The organism is Embleya sp. NPDC008237 (assembly GCF_042956465.1).
In the GTDB taxonomy this organism is placed as follows: domain Bacteria; phylum Actinomycetota; class Actinomycetes; order Streptomycetales; family Streptomycetaceae; genus Embleya.
Genome location: NZ_JBIBGL010000014.1, coordinates 24,059 through 39,180, shown reverse-complemented (window position 1 = coordinate 39,180; position 15,122 = coordinate 24,059). Strand labels below are relative to the sequence as shown.

Here is a 15,122-nt window from a genome sequence, read left to right as displayed (position 1 = left end):
ACCTCGCCGGCCCCGGGGGGTGATCGGTGTACACGGAAGGAAATCGGTCGGCAACCCGCCGCAACCCCCCTCGGGGTCGGGCGTCTCAGTAGTCGAGGGCAAGGAAGACGGCGGCGGAGCCCCGGAGCGGGAACCCGCCCGGCCGCCGGCCCGACTCCGTGTCGACATTCTTGGAGACACCGATTTCCCAGGGGAGAACTCCGCCATGCAAATGCCCGCTATGAGCCGTTTCACGAAGAAGATCGGCATCTCCGGCGCGGCCGCCGTCACCCTCGCTCTCCTCACCCCGATCCTGCCCGGCATGGCCGGAACCGCCTACGCCTGCGGGGACGGCGACGGCACGGCGCAGGTAGCCGCGACCACGGCCACCCAGAAGGACTGGGACAAGGTCTCCGCCACCCTGTCCGGTGTGCCGGCCAAGGTCACCCGAGGCGCCACCTTCACGGCCCGGCTCACCGTCACCAACAACTCCAAGGTCGAACTCGGCCAAATCCCGGTGGGCGTCGGTCTCGGTCTGCTCGACGACGGCGAGATCGACTCGCCCGACGGCCGCCTGCACCACGGCGGCGCGAAGGACGTGGACATCCGCTACACACTCCCGGGCCGGGCTCCGCAGCGCCTCGCGGTCAGGCCCGGGTGCGACCCCGTTCTCGGCGGGCGGTTCGTCATCAGCGGCGGGGGCCACCCCGGCAACACCACCACCGTCACGATCCAGGTCACGGTCAAGACCACCACCCCCGTACAGGTGACCACCGGGCACCTCGCCGCGGGAGCCGTTCGCGGCCAGGCGGCCTACCGGGAGTTCGCGCTCGACAAGGCCGCTCCGCAGCCGACGCCTCCCACCAGGCCCACGGCCAAGCCCACGCCGGCCAAGCCCACGCCGGCCAAGCCCGCTCCCGCGAAGCCCGCCGGGGTCCTGGGGGACGCCGAGCCTGCCGTGACCGCTTCGCCCGCCACGACCGCCGCCGCTCCGCTGCCGGCCGCCCTTGCCGAGACCGGCGGACCCGAACACGCCCCCGCGCTCGTCGCCGCCGCGGCCGGCCTCGCCCTGCTCGGCACCACCACGATCGTGCTCGCCAAGCGCCGCCGCCCGACCGCCTGACGGCCCGGCGTTCGCGGGCAGGGCCGGGGCCCGGCCGCGAACGACGGCGAAGGTCGCCGGCCGGACACCCGACTCCGCAACCCGGGCGATGAGTCAGGCCGGGTTGCGGAGTGCTTCCAGGGTCCGAGCCGGCTTGACCACCTTCTTCAGCGGGCCGGTCAGGGTCACCGCGAGCAGGGCCGCGTCGTCCTCGAGTTTGCCGCCCACGTGGGCGAGCAGGCCCTGCTCGACCGCGTCCAGCATCGCCGCGGCGTCGTTGTGCGCGTGGACGGCCAGGTGATGGGCCAGTGCGTAGAAGGTGCCGGAGGCGTCCCGGGCCTCGGTCACCCCGTCCGTGTGCAGCAGCAGCACGTCCCCAGGCCGAAAGCGGACCTCCTCCACCGAGCGCGCCGTGGCCGCCGGCAGCAGGCCCATGCCCAGCGGCAGTCCCGCCTCGGCGATCACCTCGCCGACCGTGCCGCCGCGGACCAGCAACGGCGATGGATGGCCGCAGGTCAGGACCTGCATCGTGCCCTCGCCCGGACACAGCTCGACCATCACCGCGGTGACGAAGTCCTCGCTGCCGAGTTGTCGATTCAGGCTGCGATCCACCCGCATGCCGACCTCGCCCAGGGTCGGCGCGTCGTAGGCCGCCTCGCGGAACGCGCCCAGCGTCCGGGCCGCCATGTCGACCGCCTCCAAGCCCTTGCCGCGCACGTCGCCGAGCAGCACCCGCACTCCGTACGGCGTCTCCAGCACCTCGTACAGATCGCCGCCGATGGACGCCTCCTCGGCCGCCGCCCGATAGCGCACCGCGAAGCCGAACCGGCCGATCGTGCGGGGCACCGGCCGCAGCAGCGCGCGCTGGGCCACCTCCGCCACCGACTGCACCCGGTGCAGCCGGGCGTCCTGGCGGCGACGCTCCCAGCCGACCCAGCAGCCGAACAGGGTGACGATCAGGATCGCCGCCGAGACGCCGGTGGAGTTCTTGTACTCACCGTAGTCACTGCTGTACATTTCCGGCCGCAACAACAGTCGGGTGATCAACGCCACGGCTCCGGCCACCGCCGTCATCCACGGTCGGTAGGCCATCGCCACGACCGCCGGCACGGCGATCAACACCGCGTGCATGTCCAGGTAGGGCGGAGCGAACACCCGACTCAGCAGCACTGCCACATACAAACCCGCTGCCACCGGAACGGCTCGGCCGGCGGGGAGGGCCATGGCAGGCATGTATCGGGACCTTTCGTTGACGCGAGGGGGGACGACCGACGACCGACTGCCCTCCATCGTCACGTGCGCCGTGGCACTCGGACAGGGGCGAAGGTCCCATTAGGTCCAAAACGTATCCAAACCTGGCCAAACAGGCACTTGACAGCACCGCCATTCGTGTCGGAACCCGGCCCTCACCCAGGCCATATGCTGCGCGCATGCCGCGTGACTCCGGCCCCACCAGGCGCCGCATCGTCGAGGCCGCCGAGCTCCTGTTCGCGCGGCACGGTCTCGACGTGCCGTTGCAGGACATCACCCGCGCGGCCGGACAGCGCAACGCCGGCGCGATCCACTACCACTTCGGCGGTCGCGAGGGACTGCTGCGCGCGATCGTCGAACAGCACGTCCCGATCGTCTACGCACGCCGCCAGGCGCTGCTGGCCGAGGCGCGCGAGCAGCCGCACCTGTCCGGCTTCGCCCGTGCGATCGTGCTGCCGATCACCGAGTTGCTCAACGGTTCGCCCGCCGACCGGGCCTACCTCCAGATCTCGGTCGAGCTGCTGCGCGACGCGACCTCGCCGGTGACGCCGCTGCTGGGCGGCGAGGACGTACAGGACGTGGTGGACGCGGTCGCCGCGGCGCGGCCCGACCTGCAGTCGACGGCGTTGCAGACGCGCACCTTCCTGGTCACCCAGATGGTCGGCATGCTGTGTGCGGCCCGCGCCGCGCGGCACAGCCGGCCGGCCCGCCCGGACGCGATCGTGCCCACCGGCCTGCTCGGTCCGGATGCCTTCGACGACCACCTGACCTCGATCGTCGCGGGCGCACTGGCCAGCGACTGAACCGGCCGGCGGACCGGGCCGGCCCTCGCGCCCGCTGCCGACGCCGCCGCCCGCCCGTCCGCCGCCGACTGCCCCCCGCTGCCGCAGCCACCGCCGGCTCCCGGCCCCCACATCCGCTCCCGCCCCGCCTCGCCGCGCCGATCCCGCGCCGAACACCCCGCTCCCGGAAGCCCTTGACTCCTTCGACACCTCGTATTAAACACACTCATTAATTAACTGAATCAAGGGCTCTGCCGAGGAAGGGACGCCATGGCGAACTACGACGTGGTCATCAAGGGCGGCATCGTCGTCGACGGTTCGGGAAACCCGCGTTTCCGGGGCGACATCGCGATCACCGACGGCGTGATCAGCCGGATCGGACGGATCCCGGCGGCGGACGCGGACCGGGTGATCGACGCGAGCGGACTGATCGTCGCGCCCGGCTTCATCGACCTGCACACGCACTACGACGGCCAGGTCTTCTGGGACCCGTACCTGACCACGTCCGGTCCGCACGGGGTGACCTCGGTGGTCACCGGGAACTGCGGCTTCGGCTTCGCGCCGGTACGCGAGGACATGCGCGAGCGCGCGATGTTGTCGATGACGGCCGTCGAGGACATCCCCACCGAGACCCTGCGCGAGGGCATGCCGTGGGACTGGGTCACCTTCCCCGACTACCTGGACAGCGTCGACCGCACCCCCAAGGCGGTCAACGTACTGCCGTACGTGCCGGTGAACCCGTTGCTGATCTGGGTGCTCGGCCTGGAGCGGGCGAAGGCCGGCGCCGAGCCCACCGACGCGGAACACGCCGAATTGGCCCGCCTGTTGGAAGAGGCGATGGACGCCGGCGCGTGCGGCTGGTCGGCCCAGTGTCTGGGCGAACCGGGCAACCCGAACGGCCGGCTGATGCAGGGCGACTTCGACGGCACGCCGATGCCCACCGACATCATGTGGCCGCAGACCCGACTCGCGCTGGCCCGGGCGCTGGGCCGACAGGGCCGCGGCTTCATGCAGGTCTCCGGGACGCAGATCACCGAGGAGGAGTACGAGCATCTGGTCGAGGTCAGCGGCCGGCCGCTGATCTGGAACGCGGTGATCGCCAACTCGCGCAGCGGCGGGTTGTACAAGCGCAAGATCGAGTGGCTGCGGCGCTGCCAGGAACGCGGCATCCCGATCTACGGCCAGGCGATGACGACCGACGTCCCGGTGCCGTTCAGCTTCCTGTACGGCGGCGTGTCCACCCGGCCGCCGGTGGCCGACATCTTCGCGGCCGAGACGGTCGAGGAGAAGATCGCGATGCTGAACGACCCGGCGGTACGGGCCGAACTGCGCGAATTCGACCCGCTGTTCTACCACCTGTACCCGGACATGAAGCTGCACCGCACGTTCACCGACGAGTACAGGCAGTACGAAGGCCTGTCGTTCAAGGAGATCGGCGCCCGGCTGGACCGGCACCCGGTGGACGTGCTGTGCGACGTGACCGTCGCGGACGGGCTGACCACGCAGGTGCACACCGGTCAGTTCAACGCGACCCTGGAGGGCCTGAAGGAACTCGTGGACTACGAGTACCTGTTGCCCGGCCTGTCCGACGGCGGCGCGCACCTGAAGACGCTGAGCGCGGGCATGTACGGCACGGAGTATCTGGTCGAGTACGTCCGCAAGCACGCCTGGACCTCGCTGGAACAGGCCCACTGGCGACTCTCCGGCCTGCCCGCCCGCTGCGCGGGCTTCACCGACCGAGGCGTGCTCGCCGAGGGCGCCGCGGCCGACATCATCGTCTACGACTACGACGAACTCGCGTACGGAGATCCCGAATTCGTCCACGACCTGCCCGCCGGCCAACTCCGCACCGTGATCGACGCCAAGGGCTACCGCTACATCCTGGTCAACGGCCGGGTCACCATCGAGAACGACGAACCCACCGGCGTGCACAGCGGCGAACTCCTGCGCCACGGCCGCCGCTCCCGCTGAACCCGACGCCGCCGAATCGCGCGGATCGGGGCTTGGGCACGGGCCGACCCCGGGTAGGCATGCGGCACGACGACCAAGGGGGCGCGATGTCGAGGAAGACCCGCAAGCGCAGGTCCCGTCGCAAGAACAGAGCCAACCACGGCCATCGGCCGGCCTGATCCGGGCACCACCGAATCCGACCACGAGCGCACCCGGCCCGCGCACAGCGGGCGCGGGTGCGCTCCCGCGCGATACCCGCCACCGCGGCGGCCTCGCCGGCCGCCGTCCCGCCAACCGACGGCCCGACCGGGGCCTGCGGTCGATGTGACGGACGGCTCAGCCGTACATCCGGCGCATCGCGAAGGCGATCATCTGCTCTATGGCCTTCGCGTCGAACATCACCCGGTGCTCGCCGTCCAGGTCGAGCACGAAACCGTAGCCGTTGGGCAGCAGGTCGAGGACCTCGGCCCCGGTGACGGTGAAGTGGCGCGACTCCTCGCCTGCGTACTTCTTGAGTTCGGCGAGCGAGCTGAACATCGGGATCACCGGCTCGGGGGTGTTGTGCAACGCCAGGAATCCCGGGCGGTCGCCCCTCGGGCAGAAGACCTTCGACGCTATGAAGATGGACTGGAAGTCCTCGCCGTTCATGACGCCCGTGGCGAACGCGCGCACGGCGTCGGTGAGCGCCGGCGCCTCCGCGCGGGCCTGGGGTTCTTCCGTTGCGTAGCCGTACACACCACGAGGCTAGCGGGTCGAGAGCCCGGGTTTGAGCCCTCCGTCGAGACGGTCACATGTACCTGGTGGTAACCCGATGGGAACCTCGTGGGCATTGAAAAAGTTACCCATGGGTACGATCATTATGTTACTGACCAGTACACTGGGCTTCGGTTCGGTCGATCGGTTCGGTCGATCGCTTCGGAGTTCAGTCAGCGCAGTCCACAGGACGCAACCACGGGCGGAGCCTGTCATGGGTCACTACAAGTCGAATCTCCGCGACCTGGAGTTCAACCTGTTCGAGGTCTTCGGACGCGAGCAGGTCTATGGCACGGGTCCGTTCGCGGAAATGGACGTCGACACCGCGAAGTCGATCCTGGCCGAGGTCGAGCGCCTCGCCGTGAACGACCTCGCCGATTCGTTCGCGGAGGGCGACCGCAACCCACCCGTGTTCGACCCCGCGACGCACTCGGCCACGCTGCCCGAGGCGTTCAAGAAGTCGTACAAGGCCTACATGGACTCGGAGTGGTGGCGCCTCGCGCTCCCCGAGAGCATGGGCGGCACCAACTGCCCGCGTTCGCTGCGCTGGTCGGTGGCCGAACTGGTGCTCGGCGCCAACCCGGCGCTGTGGATGTACGCGGCCGGTCCCGACTTCGCCCAGGTGCTGCACACGCTCGGCACCGAGGAGCAGCGCAAGGTCGCCGGCTTCATGGTCGACCGCCAGTGGGGCTCCACCATGGTGCTGACCGAGCCCGACGCGGGCTCGGACGTGGGCGCGGGCCGGACCAAGGCGGTCCGGCAGGAGGACGGCACCTGGCACATCCAGGGCGTCAAGCGCTTCATCACCTCCGGTGACCAGGACATGACCGAGAACATCATCCACCTGGTGCTCGCCCGCCCGGAGGGTGCGGGTCCCGGCACCAAGGGCCTGTCGTTGTTCGTGGTCCCGAAGTTCCACTTCGACCCGGAGACCGGCGAACTCGGCGAGCGCAACGGTGCCTTCGTGACCAACGTCGAGCACAAGATGGGCCTCAAGGTCTCCACGACCTGCGAACTCACCTTCGGCGAGCACGGCATCCCGGCCGTGGGCACCCTGGTCGGCGAGGTGCACAGCGGCATCGCGCAGATGTTCAAGATCATCGAGTACGCGCGGATGATGGTCGGCACGAAGGCCATCGCGACGCTGTCCACCGGCTACCTCAACGCGCTCGAGTACGCGAAGGAGCGCTACCAGGGCGCCGACCTCGCGCAGATGACGAACAAGGCCGCGCCGCGCGTGACCATCACCCACCACCCCGACGTGCGCCGCTCTCTGCTCACCCAGAAGGCATACGTCGAGGGCATGCGCGCGCTCGTGATGTACACGTCCTCGTGGCAGGACCGGATCGAGGGCGCCGCGCTCGCCGGCGAAAGCGACGAGACCGCGGACCGGGTCAACGACCTGCTCCTGCCGATCGTCAAGGGCTACGGCTCGGAGAAGTCCTACGAGCAACTCGCGCAGTCGCTGCAGACCTTCGGCGGCTCGGGCTTCCTCCAGGAATACCCGATCGAGCAGTACATCCGGGACGCCAAGATCGACACCCTCTACGAGGGCACCACCGCGATCCAGGGTCAGGACTTCTTCTTCCGGAAGATCGTCCGCGACCAGGGCAAGGCGTTGACCGTGGTGGCGGGCGAGATCCAGGAGTTCATCGCCGCGCACACCGAGGGCGAACTGGCCGCCGAGGTCAAGCTGCTCGCGACCGCCGCCGAGGACGTCCAGGGCATGGTCGCGGCGATGATCAACCAGCTGATGGCGTCCGAGCAGGAGATCGACTCGATCTACAAGGTCGGCCAGAACACCACCCGGCTCCTGATCGCCGCCGGCGACCTGGTGGTCTCCTGGCTGCTGCTGCGCCAGGCCGCCGTGGCGCTCACGAAGCTGGCCGGCACCCCCGGCCGCGACGAGGCGTTCTACCGGGGCAAGGTGGCCGCGGCGAAGCACTTCGCCCGCGAGATCCTGCCGCTGCTGACGCCGCAGCGCCTGATGGTCGAGCAGATCGACAACACGATCATGGACCTCCCGGAGGCGGCCTTCTAACCGGCCCACGCCACAGCGGACCCCCCGAGGCGCCGCCTCTCGTCCCCGACGAGAAGCGGCGCCTCACCGCGTTCCCGGAGGACAAGCCCACACCCGGGGTTTCGCCGCCCGTGGCCAAGGTGCCGAGGCGTCCGGGGTCTAGTCGTTCCGTGTGACGCCCAAGAGCGCCTTCCAGGAACCGGGCGGCACAGTAATGTGACCCCGGCCGGGGTCCTTGCTGTCGCGGACGGCAGTCACGGCGAGATTGAACGGCGCAACCTCGACGCACTCGGCGTTGGTGGCGCTGTAGGACGATGTACGCCACTGCAAGGAACGAACGTCGGAGTTCATCTCGTACTCATCTCTGCGTGATGCTTGATTATCTGCATGGACTCGACGTAAGAAGCCGCCGCAGCCGAGATCGTGCGGAACTGTTCTTCGTAGATGGCGACTTCCGAGGGATCCTCGATATACAGCGTGCCGCTCAGGCTGTCCACGTAGGCCACATCCGTTTCGGGTGGATCCAGGAAGCGCAACATCTGGAACGACCCGATCACCGCAGCGTGCATGCCGGAATCCTCGCGCAGAACCTGCACGTGTACGTTGGGCCTGCGCGCCATGTCGGCGAGGTGTTCCAACTGCGCACGCATGACCGCAGCACCGCCGACAACGTGACGCAAGGCCGATTCGGAGATCACGGACCATACTCTGAGCGGGTCGGGTCGAGTCAGGACCGATACACGTTCCTGGCGGACCTTCGTCAGTAGTTCGATTCGATGCGGTGCAGCATCGGGCCGCTGGATCTCCACCACGGCTCGGGTGTAGTCCTCGGTTTGCAGAAGTCCCGGAATCAGTATCGTTTCGACGCTGTACTGATCGGACGCGTCGGATTCCAAAGCGATGTACTCCGCGTGTGTACGCGTCAGTTCATATTGATCCCACCATCCACGCCGACGCCCGTTCCGCGCCAAGTCCTCCAAGTGGGCACGCTGTGCCGCGTCCTGCACGTTGTACGCGTCCAGCAGCAACCGGAGATCAACAATTCGCACACCGGATTGCGCGCTCTCGATCCGGCTCACCTTGGCGTCGGAGCACGCCAGAATTTCCGCCGCTTGCAACAGCGTCATACCGGCGGCCGCGCGGTACTGCTTCAGCGTTCGGGCAAGTCTCCGCTGTCGCACGGTCGGGTTCTTGTTGACCGCCACCCGTCCCCCTTCTTCTGCGTGCCCCCGGTGGGCGCGGCACCGGTCAGTCTGCCCGCCGCCAGGTGCACCCGCCAACGAGGGGGAACCTAGCCTGTGCGGCATTACAAGGTGAGGGACTTGCACCTGGTGGGCTTGCGGGTGCACGCTACGTAGTGCGATGACACCGGTACACGCTGGTGGTCTTGGGAATTGCCGTGTCCTGCCTTGCGGCTATTTCGTCGCGCTCTGAACCGCCCCGGCGTCGGTCTCGATCGCGCGTGGTCCCGGCGCCGGGGTGCCTGGTCTCGAAGGGAGTGGCATGACGCGGTCGATGCATCCGCCCGATGTGATGCGGACGTTGAGCCCGGACCAGTACGCCATTCGGAGGTGGATCATCCGCCGTCTCCGTGCCCGGTATCCCCGCCTGGTTGTTCGGCGCGCTCCTCGTGAGCGGTTGCCGTGAGCCGCGAAGCGGGCTTCGTCGTCGGTGCGGACGGGGAAGCCGTTCCGATCGTCACCGCTCGTGAACTGCCCCCGCGTGCACCCCTCTTGCCCCTGCGGTACGTCCTCGGCGAATGGGTTGCCCCGCGTCCGGGGCTCGGCCACGACATGTACCCCGCCGGACGGGTCGAACGGGCCGAGGACTGCACCGGGCTCGACAACGACCAGGTCGTCATGGTGCTTCCACCCGGCGGCATGCCGTACCTGCTGAAGGGCTCCGAGCTGTATCGGATCAAGCCGCCGCGCTGACCCCCACATCTCCCGCCCGGATGCTCGGGGAAGAACACCGGCCGGGACTCTGCACCATCCGAGCACTACCGACACGAGAGGTAGGGCACATGGCGGACGACGAGTACGAGATCACCGGCGGGAACGCGAACTGCTCACACGAGTGGTGGCACTGGTCGGGCGAGGACAGGTGCAGGAAGTGCCCGGCGGTCCGCAGGAAGAAGTAGACCACCCGACCCCGTGACCGACACGAAAGGCAATCCATGGCACACCGCTGGACATGGACCGAACTACCCGCCACGGTCCGCGCGGAGATCGAGTCGGTCACGGGACCGGTGCACACGGCAGAACCCCTCGCCGAGGGGCTGACATCACCCTTCACGGCCGTGCTGCGGGCACCGGGGCGACGGGTGTTCGTCAAGGGCACGCCGAATACGAACGGCAAAGCCGTCACCCATCAACGACGGGAAGCGTTGGTTGCCCCCTCGGTCGGCGGACACGTGGCCCCGACCATGCTGGCCCACCTCACGCCCCCCGGTTGGGACGTGCTCCTGTTCTCCCACGTGGCCGGGCGGTACGCCGACGTGAGCCCCAATGGGGCCGACCTGCCTTCCCTCGCGCACGCCTTGAGTCGGGCGGGCCGTATCCGCACACCACACGGGCTCGAACTGCCACCACTCGCCGAACGATGGGCCGAACACCTCACCCCGGCCGAACGCTCCCTACTCGGCGGAACCCACCTGCTGCACACCGACCTGAATCCCTGGAACGTGCTCATCGGAGACGACGGGAACGGCAAACGCGCCTGCTTCGTGGATTGGGGCATGTCCGCCATCGGACCCGCATGGGCGGAACTCGCCTACGTCTACATGTTGTTGTTGTGGTCCGATCACACCCCGGAATCCGCACGGGCATGGCTGCGACAGTTCCCGACATGGCGCGCGACATGCAACGCGGGTATTCGAGCATTCGTCACCGGCGCAACGGCGGAAGCGAACGCGCGGAACCTGCCCGACCAGGCCGAACGGTGGACTTCGCTACTCGCACGGTGACGGCTTGGCGGTGACCCACACATGAAAAAGCCCCGGCGACCGCTGGAACGGTCCCGGGATTGGCCGACAGCTTAAAAGGAGCTGACGACGTGACCCACTTTATCGCTGCCATTTTCGGATGGCTCCGCAAACTGCCCGCCCCGTCGACGCCGTCCGGAAGGCACGCCCGGGCCGCCGAACCGCAGCACCCCCGACCGAGCCGCCCCACCAACCCGAAGCCCCGAACCCACCCCCAATGGCGCGACTTCGCCCCGCCCGCCCCCGCAGACGATGCCCCGCCGATGCAGGACTCGGCAACCGTCGTCCCGCCCTACCTGATGACACCGGAAGAACTCACCGCACGGCGCCGGCAGCGCGTCGAAGCCGAAACGCGCGAAGGCCGGGAACAGGCCGAACGGCGAGCCGCACTCGCGCACGCCGCCACGCGACCCGCCCATGACCGGACCGTGGCAGCACGCGCGGCGGGAGTGATGGCCTGAGACCGGGCCCGTCCGAGAAAGGCGCGTCAGGGTCCCGAAAGTGGTGCCTCGCGAGCCGGCGGCGAAAGCGCCCGAAAAAGAAGAGACCCGCTCTCCTCGCCGAAGAGCGGGTCCCTATTCGCGGTCTCCGCAGGTCGAACCCTCATACGACCTGCTCGTTCGTGGGCCGAACCCTCATACGGCCCACCATCCGCGGTCCGTGCCCCTGGCGCACCTCAGGGCAGAGCGCGCCAGGGGACGATCCATTACCCGCGCAGCCCCGAGGCTTCGCGAGCGAGCTTTTCCACCCGCGCCCAGTCGCGCGAGGCGACCGCGTCCGCGGGAAGCATCCAGGACCCGCCGACGCACGCCACGTTCGGCAGCGCCAGGTAGGTCGGGGCCGAAGCCGGGGTGATTCCGCCCGTCGGGCAGAACCGCACATCCGGCACCGGCGAGGCCAGCGACTTCAGGTACGGCGCACCGCCCGAGGCCTCGGCCGGGAAGAACTTCATCTCCCGCACCCCGAGTTCGCGCAGCCGCAGCACCTCGGACACCGTCGACGTCCCGGGCAGGAAGGACAGCCCGGTGTCCACCAGCGCGCCGTACAGCGTCTCGGTGCAGCCCGGCGTGACCAGGAAACGCGCGCCGGCGTCGGCCGCCGCCTTCGCCTGATCCGGCGTCAGGACCGTACCGGCGCCCACGAACGCACCCTCGACCTCGGCCACGATCCGCTCGATCGCGCCGAGCGCCGCCGGCGTCCGCAGGGTGACCTCGACGGCCGGCAGTCCGCCCGCCACCAGCGCACGCGCCAGCGGTACGGCCGACTCCACGTCGTCCACGATCACCACCGGGATCACCGGGGCCAGGTCCAGAGCGGACGTGCTCACGCCGCCACCTCCACGAGTCGAGTGCTGCGCGCGTCCAGCCACGCGGACGCGCCGCGCAGGGCCGGATGCGGGGCCACCACGAGCGCGGTGGAGATGCGGTGCAGGTACGGCGCCATCGTCGGGTTGGTCTCGAAGCCCATCCGGAACTCGCTCTTCAGCAACATCTCCGTGATCCGGGGCAGAATGCCGCCGGCCAGGAAGACGCCACCGCGAGCGCCCATCGTCAGGGCCACCCCGCCGGAGAACGTGCCGAGCAGTCGGCAGAACGTCTCCACCGTCGCGACACACACCTCGTCCGAGCCGTCCAGCGCGCGGGCGGAGATGTCCGCCGGGCTGAGCGCCTCGGCCGGGACCCCGTGTACCGCGGCCGTGCAGCGGTGCAGGCGGCACAGTCCGGGGCCGGAGAGCACGTGCTCGGCGGTCACCGTGCCCAGGCCGCCGCGCTCGTCGCGCAGCACCTCCAGGGCCGCGGCGTCCGGGCCGTGTGCCGGGCGCAGCAGCACGTGGCCGCCCTCACCCGGCAGCGGCACCCAGCCGCCGCCCGGGATCGGCACCAGGCCGGCCACGCCGAGTCCGGTGCCGGGGCCGAGCACGGCCATCGGCAGCGTCGGGTCGGGCAGGCGGTCGCCGACCACGATCAGGTCGTCGCCCGCGAGGTGCGGCAGCGACAGCGCCAGCGCCTCGAAGTCGTTGATCAGGTGCAGGTCCGGGACGCCCAGCTTGACCCGGGTCTCCGCGATGGACAACACCCAGGCGCCGTTGGTCAGTCGGAACCGGTCGCCGTGCACGGGGCCGGCGACCGCCGCGCAGATCGCGCCCGGTCGGGCCGTGCCGGAACGGTCCAGGTAGTCCTCGATCGCGGCGGCCAGGTCCGCGTGGTCCTCGCTGCGCAGCCCGAGCACCCGTTCGGGTTGCCCGCCCGGCTCGGTGACCACGGCGAAGCGCGCGTTGGTGCCGCCGATGTCGGCGACCAGCCACGGGCGGTCGGGGGTCGGCTGTGCCACGGTCGGGTTCATGCGCTCGCTCCGTCGAAAGCCACGGTCGCGACCGCGCCGAACACACCGGCGCCCAGGTCGGCCGGGCCGACTCCGGCGCGCAGCGCGGTGAACAGTTCGCGTCCCGTACCGACCCACTCGGCGTCGGTCGGAGCCGCTCCGGTGACCTGGCGCCCGGCCAGGTCGGCCTGCGTGGTCAGCGTGCCCGCGACCGCGTCCACGGTCACGATGTCGCCGTCGCGGACCTTGGCGATCGGGCCGCCGGCCGCCGCCTCGGGTGTGCAGTGGATCGCGGCGGGGATCTTGCCGGAGGCGCCGGAGAGCCGACCGTCGGTGACCAGCGCCACGTGGTGGCCCCGGTCCTGGAGCACGCCGAGCGCGGGGATCAGCTTGTGCAGCTCGGGCATGCCGTTCGCCCGAGGGCCCTGGTAGCGCAGCACCGCGACGAGGTCGTGGTCGAGCTCGTTGTTCTCGAACGCGGCCAGGAACTCGGCCTGCCCGTCGAACACGCGCGCCGGCGCGGTCACCACGTGGTGCGACGGGTCGACCGCGGACACCTTGATCACCGCGCGACCGAGGTCGCCGTGCAACATCCGCAGCCCGCCGTCGGGCGCGAACGGCTTGTCGTACGGCCGCAGCACGTCCAGGTCCAGGCTCTCGGTCGGGCCGTCCACCCAGACGATCGAGCCGTCCTCGGTGAGCTGCGGCTCGCGCCGGTAGCGGTTCAGCCCGTCGCCGGCGACCGTGCGCACGTCCTCGTTGAGCAGCCCGCCGTCGAGCAGCGTGCCGATCAGGAACGCGGTGCCGCCCGCGGCGTGGAAGTGGTTGATGTCCGCCGGACCGTTCGGATACATCCGGGTCAGCAGAGGGACCGCGGTGGACAGCTCGGCGAAGTCGTCCCAGGTGAGCGTGATCCCGGCGGCGGCGGCCATCGCGACCAGGTGCAGCGTGTGGTTGGTCGAGCCGCCGGTGGCCAGGAGCGCGACGACCGCGTTGACCCAGGCCTTCTCGTCGAGCACCTCGCCGATCGGCGTGTACTCGCGGACCAGCGACGTCGGGTCGCCGAGCGACGTGGTGGCCGCGACCCGGCGGCCCGCCTCGTCGGTCAGCGCCTTGCGCAGCGGCTGGTCCGGGTGCACGAAGCTGGCGCCCGGCAGGTGCAGTCCGAGCACCTCCATGACCAGCTGGTTCGTGTTCGCGGTGCCGTAGAAGGTGCAGGTCCCGATGCCGTGGTACGCGCCGGCCTCGGCGTCGAGCAGTTCCTCGCGGGAGACCTTGCCCTCGGCGAAGCGCTGCCGGACCCGGGCCTTCTCCTTGTTGGGCAGACCCGAGGACATCGGGCCGGCCGGCACGAAGATGGTCGGCAGGTGCCCGAAGGACAGGGCACCGATCACCAGGCCGGGAACGATCTTGTCGCACACGCCGAGCATGAGCGCGCCGTCGAACATGTCGTGCGCCAGCGCGACGGCCGCCGCCATCGCGACCACGTCGCGGCTGAACAGGGAGAGTTCCATGCCTGCGCGGCCCTGGGTGATCCCGTCGCACATGGCGGGCACGCCGCCGGCGAACTGGGCCACGCCACCGGCCTCGGCGACCGCGGCCTTGAGCTGCTCGGGGTAGGTGCGCAGCGGCTGGTGCGCGGAGAGCATGTCGTTGTAGGAGGAGACGATCGCGACGTTCGGCTTGACCGGGCCCTGGGGGCCGGTGCCGCGCAGAGCGAGCTTCTCGCCGGGCGAGCAGGCGGCGAAGCCGTGGGCGAAGTTGGCGCAACCGAGCTGACCGCGTGCGGGAGCCTCGGAGGCCGCCGCCCGGATCCGCTCCAGGTAGGCCGTACGCGTGGCGGCACTGCGGCGCGCGATGCGCTCCGTCACTGCGGCCACCGTCGGGTGGATCCTTTGCTCGCTCACGATCTTCGTGCCCCTGCTGTCAGCGGCCTGCTCTGCCGGTTCGGGTACCAAACTAGGGGTACTTTTGCCTCTT

Annotated in this window: 14 protein-coding genes; 7 read left to right on the top strand and 7 right to left on the bottom strand. The window is 69.9% G+C overall.

Annotated elements, in window-relative coordinates; translation table 11 throughout:
• Window positions 1-220: 220 nt before the first annotated feature.
• The gene (locus ACFZBU_RS32010) at window positions 221-1,102 is read left to right on the top strand and encodes a hypothetical protein (RefSeq protein ID WP_391587194.1); all 882 of its coding nucleotides are present in this window, start codon (window positions 221-223) and stop codon (window positions 1,100-1,102) included.
• A gap of 93 nt (window positions 1,103-1,195) precedes the next feature.
• On the opposite strand, the gene ACFZBU_RS32005 is transcribed toward ACFZBU_RS32010, so the two are convergent.
• On the bottom strand, window positions 1,196-2,257 hold the full coding sequence (locus tag ACFZBU_RS32005; protein WP_391587193.1) for a PP2C family protein-serine/threonine phosphatase: 1,062 nt from the start codon (window positions 2,255-2,257) through the stop codon (window positions 1,196-1,198).
• 254 nt (window positions 2,258-2,511) lie between these two features.
• Here ACFZBU_RS32005 and ACFZBU_RS32000 point away from each other — a divergent pair, with 254 nt between their 5' ends.
• Both ACFZBU_RS32000 and ACFZBU_RS31995 read left to right on the top strand, forming a co-directional pair.
• The gene (locus ACFZBU_RS32000; RefSeq protein WP_391587192.1) at window positions 2,512-3,135 is read left to right on the top strand and encodes a TetR/AcrR family transcriptional regulator; all 624 of its coding nucleotides are present in this window, start codon (window positions 2,512-2,514) and stop codon (window positions 3,133-3,135) included.
• Between the two features lie 249 nt (window positions 3,136-3,384).
• Complete coding sequence (locus ACFZBU_RS31995) at window positions 3,385-5,085, top strand: amidohydrolase family protein (protein WP_391587191.1); 1,701 nt, start codon at window positions 3,385-3,387, stop codon at window positions 5,083-5,085.
• 315 nt (window positions 5,086-5,400) lie between these two features.
• Here ACFZBU_RS31995 and ACFZBU_RS31990 read toward each other — a convergent pair whose 3' ends face one another.
• Entirely contained in the window at window positions 5,401-5,799 is a 399-nt protein-coding gene (locus ACFZBU_RS31990; protein WP_078976240.1) for an SseB family protein, read from the bottom strand.
• Between the two features lie 232 nt (window positions 5,800-6,031).
• On the opposite strand from ACFZBU_RS31990, the gene ACFZBU_RS31985 reads away from it, so the two are divergent.
• Complete coding sequence (locus ACFZBU_RS31985) at window positions 6,032-7,858, top strand: acyl-CoA dehydrogenase (RefSeq protein WP_391587190.1); 1,827 nt, start codon at window positions 6,032-6,034, stop codon at window positions 7,856-7,858.
• 138 nt (window positions 7,859-7,996) lie between these two features.
• Here the strand turns inward: ACFZBU_RS31985 and ACFZBU_RS31980 are convergent, their stop codons facing one another.
• Both ACFZBU_RS31980 and ACFZBU_RS31975 read right to left on the bottom strand, forming a co-directional pair.
• On the bottom strand, window positions 7,997-8,188 hold the full coding sequence (locus ACFZBU_RS31980) for a DUF397 domain-containing protein (protein WP_391587189.1): 192 nt from the start codon (window positions 8,186-8,188) through the stop codon (window positions 7,997-7,999).
• Window positions 8,185-9,042 carry a helix-turn-helix domain-containing protein gene (locus ACFZBU_RS31975; protein WP_391587188.1) on the bottom strand — a complete coding sequence of 286 codons (858 nt, stop codon included), beginning with the start codon at window positions 9,040-9,042 and terminating at the stop codon, window positions 8,185-8,187. Before ACFZBU_RS31975 ends, ACFZBU_RS31980 begins: the two co-directional genes overlap by 4 nt.
• 438 nt (window positions 9,043-9,480) lie before the next feature.
• Between ACFZBU_RS31975 and ACFZBU_RS31970 the strand changes: the two genes are divergently transcribed.
• From ACFZBU_RS31970 to ACFZBU_RS31960, 3 genes are all read left to right on the top strand, one after another.
• Entirely contained in the window at window positions 9,481-9,771 is a 291-nt protein-coding gene (locus ACFZBU_RS31970; RefSeq protein WP_391587187.1) for a hypothetical protein, read from the top strand.
• 242 nt (window positions 9,772-10,013) lie between these two features.
• Window positions 10,014-10,802: a phosphotransferase family protein gene (locus ACFZBU_RS31965; protein WP_391587186.1), complete on the top strand. Its 789-nt coding sequence runs from the start codon at window positions 10,014-10,016 to the stop codon at window positions 10,800-10,802.
• 281 nt (window positions 10,803-11,083) lie between these two features.
• A complete protein-coding gene (locus tag ACFZBU_RS31960) occupies window positions 11,084-11,281 on the top strand; it encodes a hypothetical protein (protein WP_391587185.1) in 198 nt (65 codons plus the stop codon).
• Window positions 11,282-11,526: 245 nt separating this feature from the next.
• Here ACFZBU_RS31960 and eda read toward each other — a convergent pair whose 3' ends face one another.
• The 3 genes from eda to edd are packed head-to-tail and all read right to left on the bottom strand — an operon-like array spanning window position 11,527 to window position 15,034.
• Window positions 11,527-12,147 (bottom strand): bifunctional 4-hydroxy-2-oxoglutarate aldolase/2-dehydro-3-deoxy-phosphogluconate aldolase, encoded by a 621-nt coding sequence (eda, locus tag ACFZBU_RS31955; RefSeq protein ID WP_391587184.1) that lies wholly within the window; start codon window positions 12,145-12,147, stop codon window positions 11,527-11,529.
• Window positions 12,144-13,163 (bottom strand): glucokinase, encoded by a 1,020-nt coding sequence (gene glk, locus ACFZBU_RS31950; protein ID WP_391587183.1) that lies wholly within the window; start codon window positions 13,161-13,163, stop codon window positions 12,144-12,146. Before glk ends, eda begins: the two co-directional genes overlap by 4 nt.
• A complete protein-coding gene (edd, locus tag ACFZBU_RS31945; protein WP_391587399.1) occupies window positions 13,160-15,034 on the bottom strand; it encodes a phosphogluconate dehydratase in 1,875 nt (624 codons plus the stop codon). The genes glk and edd overlap by 4 nt, the downstream gene beginning before the upstream one ends.
• Window positions 15,035-15,122: the final 88 nt, after the last annotated feature.